The following is a 20,233-nucleotide window of genomic DNA, read 5'->3' as shown; positions in this document are numbered from 1 at the left end:
TCAGTAGCTAAAGTTTGGGCTCTAGCTTCGCGCACGCATCACGCATCACGCATCACGCAACATGATATTAACCATTTCCATCACCGGCCTTTCCGACAGGCTGTATGAGATGATTTCCCGGTTAAAAAGATCAAGTACTGGCGACAGATAAAGTTTTTGCCCTGTATCGGGAACTCTGTCACATCTGTAACCCACTTAAACTAAGGCCTTCAGCTTTTTTAGGTAAGCATTCTCTGCACGCAAATAACGGAGTTCAGCCCGTAACTCTTTGGGAGACAATTTTCCAGCGCTGCATCGGTAAGTGGTGAGGCTTTTTTGGGTTTTGCCATGTCTTTGCTCCGCCCTGGTTTTATATTCAGAAGTCCTTTGTCACCTGCGTCTTTGTAGACATTAACCTAGTGCCGGACAACAGTTTCAGCGGAGATATTAAACCGTGCGGCCGCTTCGAGCATCGAAAGTTCTTCAGCAAGAATGGTCCGGACAACAGTAATCCGGAACACCGGAGAGTGGTGGTCCTTTTTCCGTCTATCCCGTTGATGCCGTGTAATTTCCAGGCTCTGACCCAGCGACGAACAGAGGTTATTTCGACACCAAAGCATTCTACGATTCGTCGCGTCCCGTCATTGCTGGCGAGATAGTCGCTGACCACAGCCAGTCTGGGTTCGAGGGAATGTTTTGGTTTTGCCATAAAAAACTGCATCTTACTCAGTTGGGTGTCCAACTTTTGGGGTGCAGTCCATATTCGGGATTTTTTTGCATCGATCAGCTTGTGATTAACTTTTGGGCCAGCAGGTGCGGTAGCTGGCCGGGAGAGCGGGCTGGGGTTAGACTTTTTTACGGGTTTTAATAAACCGCGTAATGACGACGAAAAATACGGGAACAAAGAAGATAGCCAGTAAAGTTCCGCTAATCATGCCCCCGAACACGCCCGTTCCTATTGCATGCTGGGTGCTGTCACTCGCCCCTCTGGCAAGCATCAAGGGTACGACGCCTAATGTAAAAGCCAGCGATGTCATGAGGATCGGGCGTAAACGCTGCTTCGACGCGATCAGCGTTGCTTCGAGCAAACCCATACCCTGACTCATTAATTGTCTGGCAAATTCAATAATCAGGATTGCATTCTTGGCGGAAAGTCCAATAAGGGTTATCAGGCCTACCTTGAAGAAGACGTCGTTGGTCATATTGACCGCGGTAACGGCGATAACCGCGCCGAGCAGGCCCAGGGGAACAACAAGCATAACCGCGAATGGAACAGACCAGCTTTCATACAGCGCCGCCAGGACCATAAATACGACCAACACCGAGAGCACAATTAGCCCAGGTAACTGCGATGCGGACTCTTTTTCCTGCAATGAACTTCCCGCCCATTCTCCTGCGAAACCTGACGGCAGCTGTTGCGACAGCGCCTCCATTGCCTTCATGGCGTTACCTGTGGATTGCCCTGCGGCGGCGCTGCCGGTAATGCGTATGGCAGGATACCCCTGATAGCGGCTCAGCTGCTGCGGGGCGACGTTCCAGGATAGCGTCACAAAGGTGGCTAAAGGCAGCATCTGCCCCGAACGGTTCTTGACCGATAGGGCTAATAATTGCTCCGGCTGCATACGGTGCGGCGCATCGGCCTGGACAATTACCTGCTGAACCCGGCCCTTGTTGGTGTAATCATTGACATAATTCGAACCTGTGGCGACAGAAATCGTTTGATTAATTTCGTCAAACGACACGCCCATCGCTTCCGCCTTTTCTCTGTCCACGTCGAGAGTAAGGCTGGTGCCTTCGGGGAGCCCATCGATATAGACGTCTGACAGCTGATGACTTTGATTCGCGTGCTGCACGAGACCGTCCGCCGCCTTTTTGAGTGCCTGATAGCCCTTACCGGCCCGGTCCTGCAAATAATAGGTAAATCCGGATGATGTCCCCATATCGGAAATCGCCGGGGGAAGCAGACTCATCGTTACCGCATCAGGCACGTTTTCCATTGTGGACTGAATAGAGTCAGCCTGATCCTGCGCGGTCGTGCCCACGCGTTTTTTCCAGTCCTTCAGGGTGGTGAACGCCATGGCCGAGTTCTGGCCTGAGCCTGAAAAGCCAAATCCGAGGATCATAATGTTGCTTTCAACGGCCTGCTGAGTGGCGATTTCATCCTCAAATTTTTGCACCACCTTAAGCGTTCGCTGCATCGTCGCGTCGGCTGGAAGCTGGATTGACGACATAAAGTAGCCCTGATCTTCATCCGGTAAAAATGACGAAGGCAATGACGAGAGTCCGGCATACAGCGCAAAGCATAGCGCGGTATAGAGCATCATCATGCGTCCGCTCCGCTTCAGAACAAATCCCAGTCCGGATTCGTAAAAGGCGCTGAGGCGATTAAAACGCGCGTTGAACCACGTGGAAAAGGATCTTTTTTTACTTTGATCATCGCTGTGCGGCTTGAGTAGCGTTGCGCAGAGGGCAGGGGTGAGCGTCAGCGCCAGAAATGCCGATAATAAAATGGACACCGCCATAGAAATGCAGAATTGTCGGTAAATAATTCCGACGGATCCGCTGGCAAAACCCATAGGAATAAATACCGCGGTCAGTACCAGCGTAATGCCAATAATTGCCGGGGTGATTTCATCCATAGCTTCTCGTGTGGCCTCCCTGGGGGAGAGCCCTTTTTCCTCCATCAAACGTTCGACGTTCTCCACCACAACGATCGCATCATCGACGATAATACCGATCGCCAGCACCATGCCAAACATGGTCAGTATGTTGATCGAATAGCCGCTTAATAACATCACCGTAAAGGTTCCCAGCAAAGCCACAGGGGCCACGATGGCGGGAATAATAGTGCAGCGGATTTTATGCAGAAAAAGCAGCATCACGAGGAAGACCAGCACCATCGCTTCGGCAAAGGTCTGCACAACTTTCATAATTGAAAGCTTAACAAAAGGCGCGGTGTCAAAAGGAACCGTAAACTCCATTCCTTCAGGAAGCACGGCTGACAACTCCGTCAGCCGCGCGCGAATACCCGATGCCGTGCTGATAGCATTTGCTCCCGGCGAGAGCTGAATAGCCGCTGCCGTTGCCGGAACGCCATTCTCACGAATGCCAAATGCATAGCTTTGTAACCCGGACTCTACGCGGGCAATATCAGATAATTTCAGGCGCGCGCCTGAGACCTCCGATTTAATCGTGATATTGCGAAATTCCTCAACCGTAGAGAGCTGTCCTCTGACGTTAATCGGGTAGGTGACGCCCTGGCCGGGAACGGCAGGCTCATCTCCCGTTCTGCCGGGCGAAACAATCACGTTTTGTTGACTGAGTGCGGTTAATACGTCCGTGACGGAAAGCCCATAGCTGTGTAATTTCATTGGGTCCAGCCATATGCGAAGGGCCTTTTCCCCGCCAAATAACTGCACTTTCCCAACACCCGGCACGCGTCGCAGTTCATCGGTGACATTTCTGGCGAAATAATCACTTAAATCTGCTTCCTCATATGCTCCGCTTTGGGATTTTAATCCCACCATCATCAGGAATCCGGAATTAGCCGCCTCAACGTTGATGCCGTTTTGTCTCACCGCCTGCGGTAGACGCGCCTCCACGATCTTAATCTGGTTTTGCAGGTCCATCTGAGCGAGCTTGATATCGGTTCCCGGCTTGAAGGTGACCGTAATTGAAGCCATGCCGGTGGTATCACTTGAGGATTCAAAATAGAGTAAATTATCCACAGCCGAAATCTCGCGTTCGATAAGCGAAACGACAGAGGTGTTCATTACATCCGGGCTGGCGCCGGGGTAGCTGACCGAGATAATAATACCCGGCGGAGCGACAGCCGGATATTGCGCTACCGGCAGGCGCGGGATCGACAGTATTCCGCTCAGAACAATAAACAGGGCGACCACCCAGGCGAAAATGGGACGGTCAATAAAAAAATGCGGCATCAGATAAACTTCCAGTCAACAAATATAACGTTCAGGAAAATCAAAACGATTCGTTTGATACACGAACCTCATCATCCGCCGTGACTCGTTTGCCGATATCCCTGAGCTGTGAGAATTTCTCAAGGAGCTGCGGCGCGTCGTCAAGGCTCGTCGCAAACATCCACATATAGGTCATCACGGAATAAATATGGCCGGCATTGGTGCCCGGTGTTAGCGTCATCCAGATGATGGTTATGGTAAAAAGTAAAGATATCAGGATACCAATGGCTAAATATCCCCACGCTTCCCTGTCTGATAATGCGATACGGAGGCGCGCAAGGATGGAATAATGCCTGCTCAGCGCCAGCGGCACCGCCTTGTGAACATATTCGACCTCTTTTTCCAGACGATTGTTCAGGCGTCGGTATAACGACTCATTTTTATCTGCATATCCGGACACAAAACACATCAGGATTGCCACAATGACCAAACAGATAACCCCTGCCCAGAACTCAATCAATAACAGCATTATTGCCGCGCCGAAAAGTGAAATGACCGACGTGATAAGCAGAGGGAGATGCATTTCAAAGAAATCAACAAACTCGCGCGAGAGCGTCACGCGGGCGGCAATGGTCGAATGATTAAGCGAGTATTTTCGCTGGGAGACCACCACCGACACGGCAAGCCTGGCGTAGATCCTGGCAAAGGTACGCGTATCGATACTGCGTCTTGCCGCGCCGATTAACCACATAAACAGAACCATCAGGCCATATATGGCCGCGCTGACCGTCTGTCCGGCAAGAATGGCATTTATCGCGATACCCGCCGCTACGGGGTAGAGCAGAAAGGCGATATTTTCGGCAAAGACAAGAAAAAAAGTGACGAACAGTTTTTTTCTGTGGCGGATTGCCAGGATTTTAAGTGAGTTACCCACCTCGGAAGGGGCTGGTGGATGCGCGGTATCTTTATAAATCATCGTTATTTCTTCTTGTGCGCCTGAAAGCGCATCCGTTCTGTCATGGGCATCACCGGCCCAAAATGGTTGCGTTTTTTGGCTCAAAATCCCGGTTACAGCCCGGGTAAGATTGAGCACCATGCTGATTCTACGAGGCTGATATTGACCCTGTATGAGATGTTTATGGAGACAGTGTGGAGGCAAATAATGTCGGGCTTTTCCTCGATACTGCTTTTACGCCGGGTTGAGCTGTCAGGAGTACTCATGTTAATGCGTGGCTGAGATCAACCGGATAAGTAAAAACATGGGTGAGCCACAGAAGAATATCACCAGGAAAAACTCATAATAAAATACGATATCAGCGATTTCCGGCATTATGTTCAAAAGCAGATTAAAAACCACAGCGCTATAAATAAATATCACTGCAAGCCAGAACGTCACGATCGAGAGATCTTTAAACGCCCCCGCCTGTTTTTGCTTGAGGAACAACAGGACCGATACGGCTATGCAGACATAAATGAACGGTGATGATAGTATTGTGGTAGCGACTCTCTCTTCGACATGATGCATCAGAAACAGCCAGGCATACAACATCCCCCATGATGTTAGAATGAATAAAATAGAATCGATAATTTTTTGGGGGTAGACGTTTTTTATAATATGCATGCTCATTACCATAATGAAGTAGTCTATGACCGTTCGATTGTATTATCGAGAATTGCTGTTATGAGCGGAATCATATTCAGCAATGGCTATTGATGGCCGAGTGTTGCATGACAATGTTGAGCATTTATATCTGAATTGTGTAGCGAGTATGGACAGGTCGTCTGACACTTTCCCTGCGGGTATTTTTGCACCGCCGTAAAAATTAATTGCCGTTGCAACTTTTTTACAACCCGATGGTCTGATGGTCACGTCGTTATCGGACAGCTAAATTATGCGCCATTTATTCCCCTGCGATGAGTCTCTTCAGTGCGGGTAAATTAATAACGACAGGCCAGCTTTTCAGCGTAAAATAATAGCGATGATCCGTACGGGCAGGAGATAAAATGAACAACAATAATCTGATCGTTGTCGTCGAAGACGATGATGAAATTGCCGACATACTTACAAGCTATTTGCATCGGGCGGGAATGAGGGCGCTCAGGGCTGCCGATGGCGAGCAGGCCCTGAACCTGAATCGTTTACATAAGCCAGATCTCATTTTACTGGACATCCATCTGCCCGTGTATGATGGCTGGAGCGTCCTGACGACCTTGCGCAGAGAGAGCAATGTACCGGTCATCATGGTCACCGCCCTGGATCAGGACGTCGATAAGCTGATGGGCCTGAGGCTGGGAGCTGATGACTATGTGATAAAACCGTTTAATCCCTCTGAAGTTATCGCGAGAGTCGAAGCGGTGCTCCGGCGAACCAGGCAGAATACCGAACTGGTGAATTCAAGGCCCTTAAGAACGCCATTTATGACAATCTACCCGGATGATTTCTTTATTGAAATTACCGTAGGGGATCGGTCCGTCACCCCGGTGTTAACCACAACTGAATTCAAACTCCTGACCTATCTGGCAAGGTATCCCAGAAAGGTGTGCTCCCGCGAAGAGCTGCTTGATGCCTGCCTGCCGGAAGGTGATACCCTCGATCGCACGGTAGATAGCCACATGAGTAAGCTGCGGAAAAAGCTCGAACTAGCGGGCCTCAAGGGGATCCCTGAAAGCGTTCGAGGTCTGGGTTACCGCTTGGGTGAAAATAAATGAATAAAGAAATGAATAAAGAAACGATTCTGAGTCGGCAAATATTGACGTATATGCTGTCACTCACCTTCACTATTATTGCTATCGCCGTAGTGGGGTCTTATTTATTTTACAGCTTTTTGATCGACTATCTGCCGGGAGGGACAGCCGCAGGTAATGAAGATGTTATGACCATGCAGGACTGGATGTGGATAGCGATGGCTTCGGTAACCAGTCTTGTCGTTTCCCTGTTCTTTACCATTAAGCTGTCGTCAAGAATACTGACTCCGCTAAACGCTGTCGCCTCCAGCCTGAAACAAATTTCCCAGGGAAACCTTGATGCACGGGCATCTTGCACCCGCTATCAGCTGGGGGAGATGAATAATCTGGTGAATGATTTTAATGAAATGGCGCAAAAACTGCAGACCCTGGATGTTCAGCGGAATTTATGGAATGCGGCGATCGCTCATGAGCTCAGAACGCCGGTGACGATTCTGCGAGGAAGGCTTCAGGGTCTGGTTGACGGGGTGTTTCAGCCCGAACCGGTACTGTTCAGAAACCTGCTTAAGCAAACGGAAGGGTTAACTAATCTGATCGAAGACCTGCGGGTTGTCAGCTCCTCCGGCGGCGCCGGGTATACTCTTACGCTCAAGAAGGTCGATCTTTCCGCCACCATGACCAGCGCCCTTGATATCTTTTTACCGGAGTTTCGACGAGAGCAGTTTACTATTTTAACTGAGCTCAAAGAGCAGCACTGTATCTGCGATCCGTTGCGGATTATTCAGTGCCTGACGGTTCTCTTTGATAATGCATTGAAATATTCAACATCACGAACGTTAATTTTGAAAAATGGTGTCTCAGGGGAAAATAATTTTATCCTGGTGCAGGATAAGGGGCCAGGGATCCCGCAAGAGCTACAGAAATATTTATTCCAACCTTTTCAGCGTGGCGAATATGCAAGAAGCGTTAACCCTGATGGATGTGGATTAGGGCTATCGGTCGTTAAGGCTATTATGCTGGCGCACGGAGGTGACGTTAGCTATACGTTAACAGGCGATAATCACTCAGTGTTTACGCTATCATGGCCCGCTGCGAAGGTTGAAAAAACCTACTGATAAATAAGGCTCCGTTGAGCCTTATTTTAGATGGGTAATTGCCACATTTCTCCTAGCTTAGCATCCCACAGCGCCGGAGTGATTTTAAGTTTGCCTCGTTTTGGGCTTAATGTGATTTCACTGAAATAGACCTCATCGCCTTGCAACATCAGGTCAACGCGGCAATAGTCAATTTCTTTGGCCAGTTCCTGAGCGGCGGTGATGGCGTTATGAAATGACTTTGGTTCCGCTACGGCGTCTGGCGTATTTGGGTATTCCATCTGAAATGGCTGCAAATTCCACGATCTGTCATATACATTAATGAATTCGTTGCCGTTTTCATTAGTGAAATCCGCCTCGACAAAACAAGCCACGCCGTGAAAACAATGTATTCTTAACATTTCTGGGGTGTTGCTTATATCCTTGTCGGAAAATAAGTCGATAAATTTTTCACAGAGAATGACGGGAGCGATGTTCTTATATTGCCATTCTCTGGTGGTGTAATACATGTTCTTTTTAAGTGCCAGCTGTAGTTTTTTTAGCGCGTTAACCGGGTTGAACTTTTCTCTGTCCGTACAAATTACCGCGCTACCGCTATCATGGTTACATTTTAAAACGAATTTTTCAGGCAGCTTGTTAAAATCGATATCATCGGCTCTGTTGTAGACACCAATTAAAGGGATGGTTTTAACCAACTCGGTTCTTGAATTTACATACTCTCTCACCGCCAGCTTATCAGCCAGTAAGGTATAAAATGCGTTGCGGTCAAATATCATTCGATGACAAATTTTCTCATTCAGCGTCACTGGGTTTCTTAGGTTTGATGCGTTTCCTGAAGCTTTAGTCAGCGCGGCAGTATGATAGTAAAGATCTGTGGTAAAAAAGACTCTGCTTTTTCTGAGTAAATATTCGATATATTTAAGCGAGTAATTGAGTTTGTTCATGGTTCCCCCTGAGTAGAATGAACATTCTGGCGGGGGATGATTGATTTATATTGCTCAGATTATGGAGGGAACGTGGAGCGATGGGCCAGGGTTAACGATATCTTTAAATCGAATAGTATCCGCCTGGGGTCCAGGTCGGGCGCAGGTCGGCACAGAGCGAAAAAAGAGGGCGGGTAGGGCCGTGCTCCTCTCTTGAATTTGGTATTTAAGCGGTGCTATAAGATGAGAGTACTTTTGAGTGATGCCTGCTATTTCTGGTTATCGCTGCGCAACGAATACGTAAAGGTCGGAAAATGATTCAGTCAGTTCAGCCAGCAACGACGCGTACCACAACCACCACCGCAACCTGCGGCGGTGTGAGCGTATCTGTGGCTGGCTCCTGACAAAACAGATACCCACTCCCCGCCAGTCCGGACGGGGAGGCACGGCTCTCCGTTCATCACATTTTGAATGGAGACACATCATGATTTCATCTGAACAAGCGCTAATCGTTATCGATATGCAGGAGGGACTCTTCCGGGGCCCGGCTGCTCCACATTGTGCAGACGCGGTTCTGTCAAATATCCGTCTGCTCATAGCCAAAGCGAGGCGTGCTCAGGTGCCGGTCTTTTTTGTTCGCCACATTGGGCCTGACGATTCCCCCTTCTCAGAGCACGGCCCGCTAACAAAGCTGATACCCGAACTCGACGTGGACGCCGAGCGGGACATCGTTTTGACTAAAAAGCATCCCAGCTGTTTTCGCGATACCGAACTGCAGCTTCAGCTCAGCCACAGAGGCGTCAAGCAGCTGGTTATCGCCGGAATGAAAACAGAGTTTTGCGTCGACACTACCTGCCGGGCAGCGCCGGAGCTGGGCTTCAGCACCGTGCTGATTGCGGATGCGCATACCACAATGGATAACCCGCATTTATCGGCAAACGAAATTATTGGTCACCACAACAGAACGCTGGCGGGCCCGTTTGTCACGCTTTCGACCGCTGTTGACTGGAACTTTGATTCTGACAGGTGAGTGCCGTATACGTCAGGACATCGCGCGCAGCGTCCATCGAGGCAGCCGGCAAGGCTGCCTTCGGGATTTATTATTATCGACCCCAGGCCAGCATCCTCTATGCTGACCAACGCTTTGATAAAGGACCTATTCCCATGATAACAGTAGAGAAAGCGGATCCATTTTCGCCCGAATCCTGTGGTTTGATCGAGTCTTTGTCCGCTGAACTTGCCGCGATCACCGGCGACAGTGGCAAGAGCCATTTCACCGTTGACGCAATGGACGGGGAGCGAACGCTCTGGGTTCTGGCAAGAAATACGCGCGGTGATGCCGTAGGATGCGGCGCGATCCGGCCCTTAACGCAGGATATTGCCGAGCTGAAAAGGATGTATTCCGACCGCAGCGCTCATGGTATTGGTCACGCCTTACTCGCTTTGCTGGAGACATCGGCAAAGGGTATGGGATATCGCGAGCTTTGGCTTGAGACCCGGCGAGTTAACCAGCGGGCGGTTCGTTTTTATGAGAAAAATGGTTACGCGCGGATTGAAAACTACGGCCCCTATATCGGCCGAGAAGAGGCGGTCTGCTTCTCGAAGGTATTGGCTGCGGGGAGAGCGGAGGTTGGGCTGCAAGCGGCACGTCCCTGATTTTTATCACCAATAGCTGCCTGGCTGAACCGGGCCATCGTTGATAAAAGGCGTCGGGGACGTGCCGTCAGGCTTGCTTAGCTGCGTGCCAGTTCAAACAGCCGACGCGCCGCCGGGGTCAACCCTGACATATGGATACAGGCGTGCACCATGCCCGGCAGTCGTTCGCAGCGTACCGCCACCCCGGCCTCCTCAAGCCGAAGCGCATATCCTTCGGCCTCATCGCGCAGCGGATCGTATTCGCAGCTCAGGATGGTTGCCGGCGGCAAACCGCACAGTGAAGCCGCGTTTAGCGGTTCGGCGTAAGGATGGCGACGCTCTCCCAGATAGCTGTGCCAGCAAAACGTCATCGCATCGCGCGTTAAATAGTAGCCCTCAGCGAACGCGCGATAGCTCTCGGTTGCCATATCGCGACTTAACGCCGGATACAGCAGCAGCTGATGCTCAATGCGTGGGCCGCCGCGATCCCGTGCCAGCAGCGCGGTCGCCGCGGCAAGGTTCCCGCCGGCGCTATCGCCGCCCACCGCCAGGCGGCGGCTGTCGATACCTAAACGCGGCGCCTGCTCGTAGACCCAGCATAGCGCCTGGTAAACATCCTCTAACGGTCGTGGAAACGGATGCTCCGGCGCCAGTCGGTAATCCACGGACACGATTACCCGCCCGGTAGCATTGGCCAGCGCCTGGCAGGGCCGATCGTACAGCGCCAGCGATCCCAGACACCAGCCGCCACCGTGAGCAAACAGCATCGCCGGCCGCGCGACTTCTGCGTTTAAGCCGGCTGGCGTATAGACGCGAAGGGCAATACCGTGACCATCATCAGCGGTAGCGACATAGTCTTTGTAGCCACCGTTGGTTTCCATCTCCCCCTGGAGCTGAAGCAAACCGGCTTCCGTGGCCGCGCGCATCTCGGCCAGCGTGGCGGGCGGCGGGGCATCCGCTGGCGACGACGCGGCGAGAAAGTCGGCAATATGCGGATCAAGCGGCATAGTGAGTTTCCTCTGACAGAAAGGGGACGATCAGGCCGATAAACGCCTCATGATGCTCTTCGGTAATAAAATGGCCGCAGTCGGCCACCGTCTCGCCGCGCAGATCGTGGGCATTTCCGCGCAGGGTCGTCAGCGGCGCATCACCCGTTGCATATTCAGCTCCCACCGTCAGCACCGGCATCGTTAAGGGCGTTTTCGCCCGGCGCTGGTTCTGCCGAATGGTCTCCGGGATCGCTCGATAGTAATCGAAGCCCGCGCGCAGCCCGCCCGGAGTTGAATAAGCGGCGATATAAACCTCCGCGGCTACCCGATCGCGGCGATGAGACCAGCGGTTGAATATATAGCTGAGATACTGTGATTCACGGCCGTAGGTCAGGGTTTCCGGTAAATCAGCCAGCTGATTAAACATGAAGTGCCAAAGAAAAATATTCTCCTCCGGCGCGACAAAAATCGACGGGGCAGGGGCCAGCCCCGGGATCACCGCTTCCGTCAGCACCAGTCGCTCAACTGCCTGCGGAAAATCGCTCGCCATGGCGTAGCCAATCCACATGCCAATATCGTGGCCCACCAGGCTGTAGCGCTGATGCCCCAGCTGCGCCATGACCGCGTGCAGCACGGCGCCAACGCTGCCGGTGTCGTAACCGCCGAGAGGCTTATCGGAATCGCCGATGCCGGGCGGGTCAACCGCGATCGCCTGAAAACCGGCGTCGGCAAGCGCGCGGAGGACGTAGCGCCAGGTATACCAGGTCTGGGGCCAGCCGGGTATTAGCAGTACCGGCTGCCCTTTTCCCGCCACGACGCAGTGGATGCGCTGCCCATTAACCTTCGGATAGACGTGCTGCGCCTCAAGATCCGCGTAGAGGATCTCGTCGTATTGTTGTTCCATGAGGGGTTCCTTGAAATGTTCTGGCCTAGAAAATGCCGAGTAATTTTTTGATTTGATCAGGATTTACCGGCGCGCCGGCGAAGTCGTCGAATACTTTATCGGTGATGTGAATGATGTGGCTGTGGATGAACTCCGCCCCCTCACGGGCACCGTCCAGCGGATTCTTCAGGCAGCATTCCCACTCCAGCGTTGCCCAGCCGGCATAATCGTATTGCGCAAGCTTTGCGAAAATGGCTTTGAAATCAACCTGACCGTCACCCAGTGAGCGGAAGCGGCCCGCGCGATCGATCCATGATTGATAGCCGCCGTAGATCCCCTGACGACCGGTGGGATTAAACTCGGCGTCTTTAACGTGGAACATCCCGATCACGTCCTTATAAATATCAATAAACTCCAGGTAGTTGAGCTGCTGTAGCACCATGTGGCTGGGGTCAAAAAGCACCCGACAGCGGGGATGTTCGCCCACCCGCTGGTGGAACATTTCGAACGTCACGCCATCATGAAGATCTTCGCTGGGGTGGATTTCATAGCACAGATTAATCCCCCAATCCTCGCAGGCGTTGAGCACCGGTAGCCAGCGTCTGGCGAGCTCGTCGAAAGCGGTTTCGATAAGCCCGGCCGGACGCTGCGGGAAGGGAAAGAGATACGGCCAGGCCAGCGAGCCGGAAAACGTACCCAGTTCGCTGAGGCCAAGGCGTGCGGAGGCTTTGACGGCCATCAGCAGCTGTTGTCGGGCCCACTCGCCGCGGGCCTGCGGATTGCCGTGCACTTCGGGCGGCGCAAAACTGTCGCATAAGCTGTCGTAGGCCGGATGTACCGCCATCAGCTGGCCGAAAATATGGCTGGTCAGTTCGCTGACTACCAGGCCGTGTTCCGCCAGCATGCCGGTAACATCGTCGCAGTAGGTCTGACTTTCCGCCGCGGTGGCCACGTCGAAGAGACGCCGATCCCATGCCGGGATCTGCAATGCCTTAAAGCCGGTTTCCGCGGCCCACCGGGCAATCGCAGGTAAGCTGTTGAACGGGGCAACCTCGTCGCTGAACTGAGCGAGGTGCAGGGATGGACCTTTGAGGGTTCTCATCGTAAACTCCTATTGTTTGTCGATTGACAAACAATAGGAGTAAAAACGGATAACCGCAAGCGAAAATTATAAATGCGTTGGTAATCTCAATGATTTAAGCGATCCTGTCGCACTCAATATCGGGCAAACTGGAGCAACGTAATGGCAGGCAGACCGCGCGAATTCGATCGTGAGCTGGCGCTTTTGAAAGCGCGCAATCTATTCTGGCGACAGGGCTATGAAGGGACGTCAATGTCGGATTTGGTGGCCGAATTGGGTATCGCCTCCGCGCGTATTTACAAGGCGTTCGGTTCAAAAGAACAGCTTTTTCGGGAAGCAATTGCGGATTATGAACAGCGGGAAGGGGGCTTCGCGGATCGCGCCTTTGCCGCCGGGAACAGCGTGCGCCAGGCAATTGAAACGCTGCTGATGGATGCTGTGCATCTGTACTGCCAGCCGGATCTGCCGCAGGGGTGTATGGTGGTCGCCTCCGCGGCCAGCGTCAGCGCGGACAATGACGACATCAAAACCTGGCTGGCCCAGCATCGTCTTCAGCGCACGCAGCAGATTATCGACCGTCTGCGGCAGGCGGTGCAAAGCGGCGAGCTGCCAGCCGCGACCGACGCTGACGGCCTGGGTGATTATTTCGCCGCCTTTTTGCACGGGCTGTCGGTTCAGGCTCGCGACGGCGTTGCGCAATCGCGGCTGCTGGCGGCAGTTAACGTGGCGCTGACCGCGCTACCGCATGCGGATTAATGGATTTTCGCTGGCAACGACGTGAAGCCCGCCTGCGGCAAATTTTTCCTCACGTCGCTGCGGCTCGACAAGTACCGATGGCGTGCCGGTTACGATGCGGTTAAGCAGGGCGGCTCAGCTTCTTAATATGGGCCGACAGCTTCCAGTTGATAACGCATGAGGCTATCAGCGCGATGAACCATGCTTATTGAAGCCGCGGCAGGCAACTGCCAGATCATTGGGTTGACACAGGCCAGGGGGCGGCTATTTGTTGCGCTTCGCATGCGACGGTGCACGTTGACCGTCCCGGTTACATTTCGCACGGCATGCCGGTTCGATGCCGGGGCGTGATGAGGTGGCCCGCCCGGGATCCCTGTGCCAGAGCACAAGGGCGGACCTTGGTCATAGGGGGTCTACAACCGGCGCGAATTTTACCATTTAAGATATGGCCGAAATATTAAAACTCCCGCCCGGTAAAGGATTTAAGATTTACCTCAGCGTTTACCTCAATGCCGGGGGGAGAGTGAGATGGCGGTATAACAAATCGCCTTTCAGGAGGCCGCAGCCTCGGGGACGTTGGTGCCCGAGCCTTCAGGCAGCGACATCGCGATCTCGACCAGCTCGGCCGCACTCAGGATTAAGTTCGCGGCGCCCAGCAGCCCATCAACCTGCGCTGGCTGGCGTACGCCGACAATTGCCCCGCTCACTGCCGGATGACGAAGTACCCAGGCGATCGCTACCGCTGCAGGAGTCAGCCCGTGGCGTTGCCCGATACGGCGGAAGGATTCGACCAGATTCAGGTTCCTGGTCAGGCGTGGCTCCTTGAAGTCCGAACTGCGGGTTTTACGCCAGTCGTCGTCGGGCAGGGCGGCGATGCGTTCGCGGGTCATCGCACCGGTAAGCAGACCCGATTGCAGTGTGGAATAGGCTATGACGCCGGTGCCGGTCTGCTCGCAGAACGGCAGGATATTGGATTCAGCATCGCGCATAAGCGCCGAGTAGGGTGGCTGCAGCGAGGCGATCTCCGTTACCATCCTGGCACGCCTGAGCTGAGCCACGTCAAAGTTGGATACGCCGATAGCGCGAATCTTGCCCTTTTCACGAGCCCTGGCAAGCACCGTAAGGGCCGCCTCAATGCCTTCGTCCGGGCCACCTGAAGGGAACGCTGGCCAGTGGATCTGATACAGATCGATGGTCTCGATCTGCAGGCGACGCAGACTGTCGTCAATCTCCCGTTCCAGCGACTCCGGAGACAGCGAGTGAGAAATCTGCCGGCTCGTTCGATCCCAGACCAGGCTACCCTTCGTAAATACCAGCGGGCGACGTGAGGGAGGCACGCGGCGCAGGAGCTTGCCGACAATTTCCTCGGCATGGCCCAGACCGTAGACCGCAGCGGTGTCGATCCAGTTGACGCCGCGTTCCACCGCATATTCCAGTGCCGCCAGGCTTTCAGCGTCATTCTGTTCCCCCCAGCCAAATTCCCAGCCCGATCCAGCGATCGCCCAGGTGCCCAGGCCAATGGGCGATATCGTGAAATCGGCACAACCAAGTCGTTGCTGTTTCATGCTTAAACCTTCCTGCCTATTAGAAAACAACAGTGTCACACGGTATGGAGTAAGCGATAAGCCGTGGTATCCTTGATGAACTACTGAATAATATTCATTAATATGACAATCAATTTGCATGAACTTGACGCTTTTGCCGCGGTGGCGCGCCACCGGAGCTTCCGTAAGGCTGCAGCCGAGAGAGGTGTATCCGCCTCAGCTTTAAGCCACGCTCTGCGCGGTCTGGAAGAACGGCTGGGCGTGCGTTTGCTCCACCGCACCACGCGCAGCGTAACGCCGACCGAGGCAGGTCTGCGCCTGCTGGCGCGGCTAACTCCCGCACTCAGGGATGTCGCCGACGCGCTGGTGGATATAACGGCCTTACAGGCTGAGCCCGTGGGTACGCTGCGCCTGAATGTACCGCGTCCGGCGGCAAAGCTGGTGCTGGCGCCAATCCTGGCCAGTTTCGTGGCGAAGTATACGCGCGTGCAGCTTGAGATTGTGACCGACGACGGCATGGTCGACATCGTGGATGATGGATTCGACGCAGGTATTCGCTTTGGCGAGAGCCTGGCCGGGGATATGGTAGCCGTGCCGGTCGGGGAGCCACAGCGTTTCGTGTGCGTTGCGGCACCGTCCTACCTGGCCTTACGCGGCGTACCGCAAACGCCTGGCGAACTGCTCGCTCATGCCTGCATTTCCCGTCGCTTCCCGGGCGGTCAACGCTATTGCTGGGAATTCCAGTCTGAGGGCAGGCCGTTGATCATCGAAGCCAGCGGCCCGCTGGTTTTAGACGACGACGAGCTGATGATCCAGACCGCCCGTGACGGAGCGGGTATTGCGTACGTCTACGAGGCGATGGTCCGCGAGGACCTGGCCGCAGGCAGGTTGTCGGTTTTACTGGATGCCTTTAGCGCGCCAGCGGGTTGTTTTTTTCTCTACTACTCCGGGCGAAGGCATCTGCCGATGCCGCTGCGGGCCTTCGTGGATTTTATTCGGAAGTGACGGTGCACGAGCCGTATTACGGCAATAGTGCATCAGTGAAAATACTGACCCCGACCCAGGACTGCCGGGATGTAATCGCCGCGGCGACCATCTCAACGCGAAGGACGGCAGGGGGATGCTGTATTTTGCAGGGCAGGGAATCCAGACCGCATGGCAGATGAAGCGAGAAATGCCATCACCGCGCCATACTACGAGGTTCTGTGACCGATTCAAAGTCAGGTGATTCAGCCATTAACATTAGGGGTTTTGCAGCTATTAAAGTCTGCTTAGAGCGAGGAGCGGACTATGATCTTTGCGCTATCCAAGACTGGTTTTCTTATCAAATTGAGTTCTGGCTGGCATACGAGCTTTGGCAAAATACATTATAAAAATATGTCTCATTAAAGTAAAAGTTCACATTGATAAAAATCCACGCTGGTTTAGAATACTATAGTTAATTACTTGTTTTCGTCCTTATATTTTATCTTTTTTAAACATTAGTTTTTTGAAGGAACCTATGATGGAATCAGATGAAGCTAAAGAAGAGAACTATCAACAGCGTTCGGAGTTTATCAGAAAACTTATTCAACAGCCTGTTGGCGAGATTTACCCACCCCCCATTTCTTCATGCACTATACCAAAAAAAATCATTCAGTTTTGGGACTCAGCCAATAATATCCCTAATGATGTCAGACATTGCATGAAATCATGGAATGTTCTAGAGTCTTTTGGGTATGAATATTATTTATATGACTGTGTAAGTGCTAAAAAATTCATTGAGCATAATTTAGACAAAACACACAGCGAAGCTTTTGCCAAATGCACTCATCCTGCTATGCAATCAGATTATTTTCGATTATGTTACATCTCGGTAAATGGGGGGGGTTATGTTGATACTGATGATGTTTATCTAGGTAGTGATATAAATGTTTTTTTTACTGATGATAAATTAAAAATACAACCTCTATGCTACGATATAACAACCGACTCTATGATTCCCCCAGAGATATTCACTGAGGGAAACACTTATGAAGAATCTTGGATTTTTTATTTCAATAACAATCCGTTAATTGCTCCGCCTCATCATATTATAGTTGATAAAGCACTGGAGCAATCAACATGCTTACTTAATAAGTCAAGCCTCCCTCCTACAGACATTCAGTCAATAACTGGCCCAGGTAATTTATCTAAAATTATATTTTCATGCCGTGAAGAAATAGATTTACCATCCCAAATCACGGTTATATCAAACTGGGAAAAAATTGCAGAAACCAAGTGGGAATTAGAATATAGATCTGATTATAGAAATTGGCGCATGATGAATTAAAAGGAACCTTTACTTATGAATATTAATAAACATCTAAAAGGCATTAACCGTTTTATTTACTCTTTTTATTTACGCTCTCGGTTATTTTTCCCAGCACAAAAATCATCAACATTTAACACTTTAGATCAAAGCGGGGAGGGTATCAGTAGGATTTACGCTATAAACTTAGATCGTGAAACAGTCAGATGGCTAGATTTAAATAAAGAGTTGGATAAAGTACGAGATAAATCCAATAAAAAATTAACTGGGCAATTAACCAGATTCTCCGCTATAAATGCTAGGGAAATGTCAGATACCTTCAATGAGGAAGAAGTTATCCCTTATTATACTTTAGCAGACCAATTATATGTTGATCCTCAACCAAGAATTTTACCTGATAAATTTGATCTCGATGTACCAATAAAAATGAGCAAGGCAGAAATTGCTGTAGCATTATCGCACATAAATGTTATCAGACTAATTGCAGAAGGCCCTGATGAGTATGCTTTAGTTCTTGAAGATGACGTGTATTTCGAAAGAGATTTCGCCAAAATATTAGATGCCGCTTGGTTTGAAATGATTCAGGGTGATAGATCTTCACCTAAGTTTGATATCTTATATTTGTCGTTTAAAGAGGTTATGAATGGTGCGAAAAAGAAAATAATTTCTGAACATATATTTAAACCAGAACGAGGATTATGGTATTTTTCAGGATATGTATTATCTAAAAAAGGAGCAAATAAAATTCTCTCACTCCTACCAACCTATGGACCAATTGACTTATGGATAAATCATCAATATGAAAAACTCGATGTGAGAGCAGTGCATAAATCGATCATTGCGCAGAGATTGGATTTTAACTCATCCAATTCCTATTCAATATTACCTACCCTAGTGAAGGTTGGCATTATTGACAATGAAAAAGCTTCAAACTTTAATGAGCTTCCAGTATATTGGCCTGTTTTTTCATTTGGCGCAAACGGTTCAGGCATTTCTTCTTTGGGTATGGCACTATCCATGCTTGGTTATAAGTGTTGCAGTGATATTGATCGACTTCCCGATGAAGACTTAAAAAAACTATTGGATAATTCAGGAGGGGGTAAATTCAACGCTTATGTAAATGTCGGGTGCCTCAGTAGGAATGTCGTTTTATTAAAAAAAGAATATCCACAAGCAAAATTTATAGTTACCATTAGTGATTCAATGAAAATCGATGAGGTGACCTCCAATATAATTAAAGATCTTAGTGATACTGACTGTGTGATACTGCCTTTAGGTGAAAAAAACAAATGGAAGGTTATATGTGAATACCTTCAATGCCCTCCGCCCATCTCAATGTATCCAGAAATAGATGATATTGTTTCCAGGCAGATTATAGAAGATAACGTCAAAGAAAAATTTAATGATTCAGACATTAGCATGACGCATGACAATTCCCCTTGGGTATTAGAAAGAAAAAATTTGTCAGGCAATGGTTTTTTTATAAAGCCCGATCCGAAGCGAATTAAAAAAGACCTTGTTAACTTCTCCATCATTGATTCACTGCAAAATATTAACAATGAATATTGGGAGGTTCGCGATGATACTTTTCCTGGGAATCTTGGGCTGTTTCGACCTCAAAATGTGATTCAAAATGATATTAGTGGATTAGATTTTGTTGTCAAAGCGGAACAGTTAGGAGTTAGAGAGTTTAGTGCCGCCGCGATTTCAAGTAGGATGAAATTTCTATATGGTAGATTCGAGGTATCCTTACGGGCGGCAAAAATCCCAGGGATAGTAACTGGCTTCTTTTTACATAGAGATTCGCCTCGTCAAGAAATCGATATTGAGTTTGTTGGGAATAGGCCTGACCATATGCTGATCAATGTTTTTTATAATCCTGGTGATGAAGGAGCAAAATTTGATTATGGGTATCGTGGCACACCAAACTTTATTCCTTTAGGGTTTGATGCTTCAGAAGAGTTTCATGATTACATGATTGAATGGGGACCTGATGAGATTAAATGGTTTGTGGATGGAGTTATGGTTTATCGGAGGGGAATTTGGGGGCCTACGCCTATACCTCATTTGCCCATGACCCTTCATGCTAACATGTGGCCAACTCGTTCAAAAGAATTGGCAGGGCGTCTTCACACACGCTCTTTACCAGGTATCACTTATGTTAGGAAAATATGTATTGATGCAACAATGGATATTAATAATCCAAAATTAGACGAACAGTCAGTGGTAGCTGGTTAGTCATTTGAGTGAAAAATAAATCTTAGTAAGCTGCTGGTAGATATGTAGAGGCTATCAGTGCCTTAGGAGCTATTCTTCTAGATAATTTGGTTGGCAATAATGTCCGCTCATGGCACATAGCAGCTCGATGCGGACGGACTGTCCTCTGTCCTCTGTCCTCTGTCCTCTGAGAGCTAGGAGCGGAAGTTCGCTTTCGGGTAACCTAATTCACATGACAGAGGATCTCTTCACCTACCT

General features: G+C 50.5%; 16 protein-coding genes and 2 pseudogenes. 9 read left to right on the top strand and 9 right to left on the bottom strand.

Annotated features, from left to right (window positions below):
• Positions 1-48: 48 nt before the first annotated feature.
• The 4 genes and pseudogenes from HCK03_RS26390 to crrC form a co-directional block, all read right to left on the bottom strand.
• Positions 49-197: pseudogene (locus tag HCK03_RS26390) on the bottom strand (DDE-type integrase/transposase/recombinase); the annotation flags it as partial.
• Positions 198-824: 627 nt separating this feature from the next.
• Complete coding sequence (locus HCK03_RS14925; protein ID WP_167691821.1) at positions 825-3,920, bottom strand: multidrug efflux RND transporter permease subunit; 3,096 nt, start codon at positions 3,918-3,920, stop codon at positions 825-827.
• Between the two features lie 40 nt (positions 3,921-3,960).
• Entirely contained in the window at positions 3,961-4,875 is a 915-nt protein-coding gene (locus tag HCK03_RS14920) for an ABC transporter six-transmembrane domain-containing protein (protein WP_141334653.1), read from the bottom strand.
• 246 nt (positions 4,876-5,121) lie between these two features.
• Entirely contained in the window at positions 5,122-5,520 is a 399-nt protein-coding gene (gene crrC / locus HCK03_RS14915) for a colistin resistant protein CrrC (protein ID WP_167691820.1), read from the bottom strand.
• 383 nt (positions 5,521-5,903) lie between these two features.
• Here crrC and HCK03_RS14910 point away from each other — a divergent pair, with 383 nt between their 5' ends.
• Positions 5,904-6,608, top strand: coding sequence for a response regulator (locus HCK03_RS14910; RefSeq protein ID WP_041145299.1), 705 nt, complete (start codon positions 5,904-5,906; stop codon positions 6,606-6,608).
• An 8-nt stretch (positions 6,609-6,616) separates the two neighbouring features.
• Positions 6,617-7,699: an ATP-binding protein gene (locus HCK03_RS14905; protein WP_167692450.1), complete on the top strand. Its 1,083-nt coding sequence runs from the start codon at positions 6,617-6,619 to the stop codon at positions 7,697-7,699.
• A 26-nt stretch (positions 7,700-7,725) separates the two neighbouring features.
• Here HCK03_RS14905 and HCK03_RS14900 read toward each other — a convergent pair whose 3' ends face one another.
• Positions 7,726-8,622, bottom strand: a complete 897-nt coding sequence (locus HCK03_RS14900) for an ATP-grasp fold amidoligase family protein (protein ID WP_167691819.1) — start codon at positions 8,620-8,622, stop codon at positions 7,726-7,728.
• 463 nt (positions 8,623-9,085) lie between these two features.
• Here HCK03_RS14900 and HCK03_RS14895 point away from each other — a divergent pair, with 463 nt between their 5' ends.
• Together HCK03_RS14895 and HCK03_RS14890 are read left to right on the top strand one after the other, a co-directional pair.
• Positions 9,086-9,631 (top strand): cysteine hydrolase family protein, encoded by a 546-nt coding sequence (locus HCK03_RS14895; protein ID WP_167691818.1) that lies wholly within the window; start codon positions 9,086-9,088, stop codon positions 9,629-9,631.
• A gap of 134 nt (positions 9,632-9,765) precedes the next feature.
• Positions 9,766-10,257: a GNAT family N-acetyltransferase gene (locus HCK03_RS14890; RefSeq protein ID WP_143716831.1), complete on the top strand. Its 492-nt coding sequence runs from the start codon at positions 9,766-9,768 to the stop codon at positions 10,255-10,257.
• 77 nt (positions 10,258-10,334) lie between these two features.
• Here HCK03_RS14890 and HCK03_RS14885 read toward each other — a convergent pair whose 3' ends face one another.
• The 3 genes from HCK03_RS14885 to HCK03_RS14875 are packed head-to-tail and all read right to left on the bottom strand — an operon-like array spanning position 10,335 to position 13,210.
• Positions 10,335-11,243: an alpha/beta hydrolase gene (locus tag HCK03_RS14885; RefSeq protein WP_167691817.1), complete on the bottom strand. Its 909-nt coding sequence runs from the start codon at positions 11,241-11,243 to the stop codon at positions 10,335-10,337.
• Entirely contained in the window at positions 11,233-12,129 is an 897-nt protein-coding gene (locus tag HCK03_RS14880) for an alpha/beta fold hydrolase (protein WP_167691816.1), read from the bottom strand. Before HCK03_RS14880 ends, HCK03_RS14885 begins: the two co-directional genes overlap by 11 nt.
• A 25-nt stretch (positions 12,130-12,154) precedes the next feature.
• The gene (locus HCK03_RS14875) at positions 12,155-13,210 is read right to left on the bottom strand and encodes a sugar phosphate isomerase/epimerase family protein (protein ID WP_167691815.1); all 1,056 of its coding nucleotides are present in this window, start codon (positions 13,208-13,210) and stop codon (positions 12,155-12,157) included.
• A gap of 141 nt (positions 13,211-13,351) precedes the next feature.
• Between HCK03_RS14875 and HCK03_RS14870 the strand changes: the two genes are divergently transcribed.
• On the top strand, positions 13,352-13,945 hold the full coding sequence (locus HCK03_RS14870; protein WP_041145306.1) for a TetR/AcrR family transcriptional regulator: 594 nt from the start codon (positions 13,352-13,354) through the stop codon (positions 13,943-13,945).
• Positions 13,946-14,475: 530 nt separating this feature from the next.
• On the opposite strand, the gene HCK03_RS14865 is transcribed toward HCK03_RS14870, so the two are convergent.
• Positions 14,476-15,489 (bottom strand): aldo/keto reductase, encoded by a 1,014-nt coding sequence (locus tag HCK03_RS14865; protein WP_167691814.1) that lies wholly within the window; start codon positions 15,487-15,489, stop codon positions 14,476-14,478.
• 102 nt (positions 15,490-15,591) lie between these two features.
• Between HCK03_RS14865 and HCK03_RS14860 the strand changes: the two genes are divergently transcribed.
• From HCK03_RS14860 to HCK03_RS14845, 4 genes and pseudogenes are all read left to right on the top strand, one after another.
• Complete coding sequence (locus HCK03_RS14860) at positions 15,592-16,473, top strand: LysR family transcriptional regulator (protein WP_206110924.1); 882 nt, start codon at positions 15,592-15,594, stop codon at positions 16,471-16,473.
• Positions 16,464-16,696, top strand: a pseudogene (locus HCK03_RS14855) (DUF4113 domain-containing protein); the annotation flags it as partial. The gene HCK03_RS14860 and the pseudogene HCK03_RS14855, both read left to right, overlap by 10 nt.
• Before the next feature lie 276 nt (positions 16,697-16,972).
• Positions 16,973-17,779, top strand: a complete 807-nt coding sequence (locus HCK03_RS14850) for a glycosyltransferase family 32 protein (protein ID WP_167691813.1) — start codon at positions 16,973-16,975, stop codon at positions 17,777-17,779.
• A gap of 15 nt (positions 17,780-17,794) precedes the next feature.
• On the top strand, positions 17,795-19,996 hold the full coding sequence (locus tag HCK03_RS14845) for a family 16 glycosylhydrolase (RefSeq protein WP_052474506.1): 2,202 nt from the start codon (positions 17,795-17,797) through the stop codon (positions 19,994-19,996).
• Positions 19,997-20,233 lie beyond the last annotated feature (237 nt).

The sequence above is a fragment of the Klebsiella terrigena genome, from assembly GCF_012029655.1.
In the GTDB taxonomy this organism is placed as follows: Bacteria; Pseudomonadota; Gammaproteobacteria; order Enterobacterales; family Enterobacteriaceae; genus Klebsiella; species Klebsiella terrigena.
The sequence above is the reverse complement of the archived record's forward strand: the minus strand, read 5'-3'. Positions and strand labels throughout refer to the sequence as shown.

Bases quoted from the DNA above. Each gene is read 5' to 3' on its own strand.
- HCK03_RS14925 (WP_167691821.1), bottom strand. From the start codon at position 3,920: ATGCCGCATTTTTTTATTGACCGTCCCATTTTCGCCTGGGTGGTCGCC.
- HCK03_RS14920 (WP_141334653.1), bottom strand. From the start codon at position 4,875: ATGATTTATAAAGATACCGCGCATCCACCAGCCCCTTCCGAGGTGGGT.
- crrC (WP_167691820.1), bottom strand. From the start codon at position 5,520: ATGCATATTATAAAAAACGTCTACCCCCAAAAAATTATCGATTCTATT.
- HCK03_RS14910 (WP_041145299.1), top strand. From the start codon at position 5,904: ATGAACAACAATAATCTGATCGTTGTCGTCGAAGACGATGATGAAATT.
- HCK03_RS14905 (WP_167692450.1), top strand. From the start codon at position 6,617: ATGAATAAAGAAACGATTCTGAGTCGGCAAATATTGACGTATATGCTG.
- HCK03_RS14900 (WP_167691819.1), bottom strand. From the start codon at position 8,622: ATGAACAAACTCAATTACTCGCTTAAATATATCGAATATTTACTCAGA.
- HCK03_RS14895 (WP_167691818.1), top strand. From the start codon at position 9,086: ATGATTTCATCTGAACAAGCGCTAATCGTTATCGATATGCAGGAGGGA.
- HCK03_RS14890 (WP_143716831.1), top strand. From the start codon at position 9,766: ATGATAACAGTAGAGAAAGCGGATCCATTTTCGCCCGAATCCTGTGGT.
- HCK03_RS14885 (WP_167691817.1), bottom strand. From the start codon at position 11,243: ATGCCGCTTGATCCGCATATTGCCGACTTTCTCGCCGCGTCGTCGCCA.
- HCK03_RS14880 (WP_167691816.1), bottom strand. From the start codon at position 12,129: ATGGAACAACAATACGACGAGATCCTCTACGCGGATCTTGAGGCGCAG.
- HCK03_RS14875 (WP_167691815.1), bottom strand. From the start codon at position 13,210: ATGAGAACCCTCAAAGGTCCATCCCTGCACCTCGCTCAGTTCAGCGAC.
- HCK03_RS14870 (WP_041145306.1), top strand. From the start codon at position 13,352: ATGGCAGGCAGACCGCGCGAATTCGATCGTGAGCTGGCGCTTTTGAAA.
- HCK03_RS14865 (WP_167691814.1), bottom strand. From the start codon at position 15,489: ATGAAACAGCAACGACTTGGTTGTGCCGATTTCACGATATCGCCCATT.
- HCK03_RS14860 (WP_206110924.1), top strand. From the start codon at position 15,592: ATGACAATCAATTTGCATGAACTTGACGCTTTTGCCGCGGTGGCGCGC.
- HCK03_RS14850 (WP_167691813.1), top strand. From the start codon at position 16,973: ATGGAATCAGATGAAGCTAAAGAAGAGAACTATCAACAGCGTTCGGAG.
- HCK03_RS14845 (WP_052474506.1), top strand. From the start codon at position 17,795: ATGAATATTAATAAACATCTAAAAGGCATTAACCGTTTTATTTACTCT.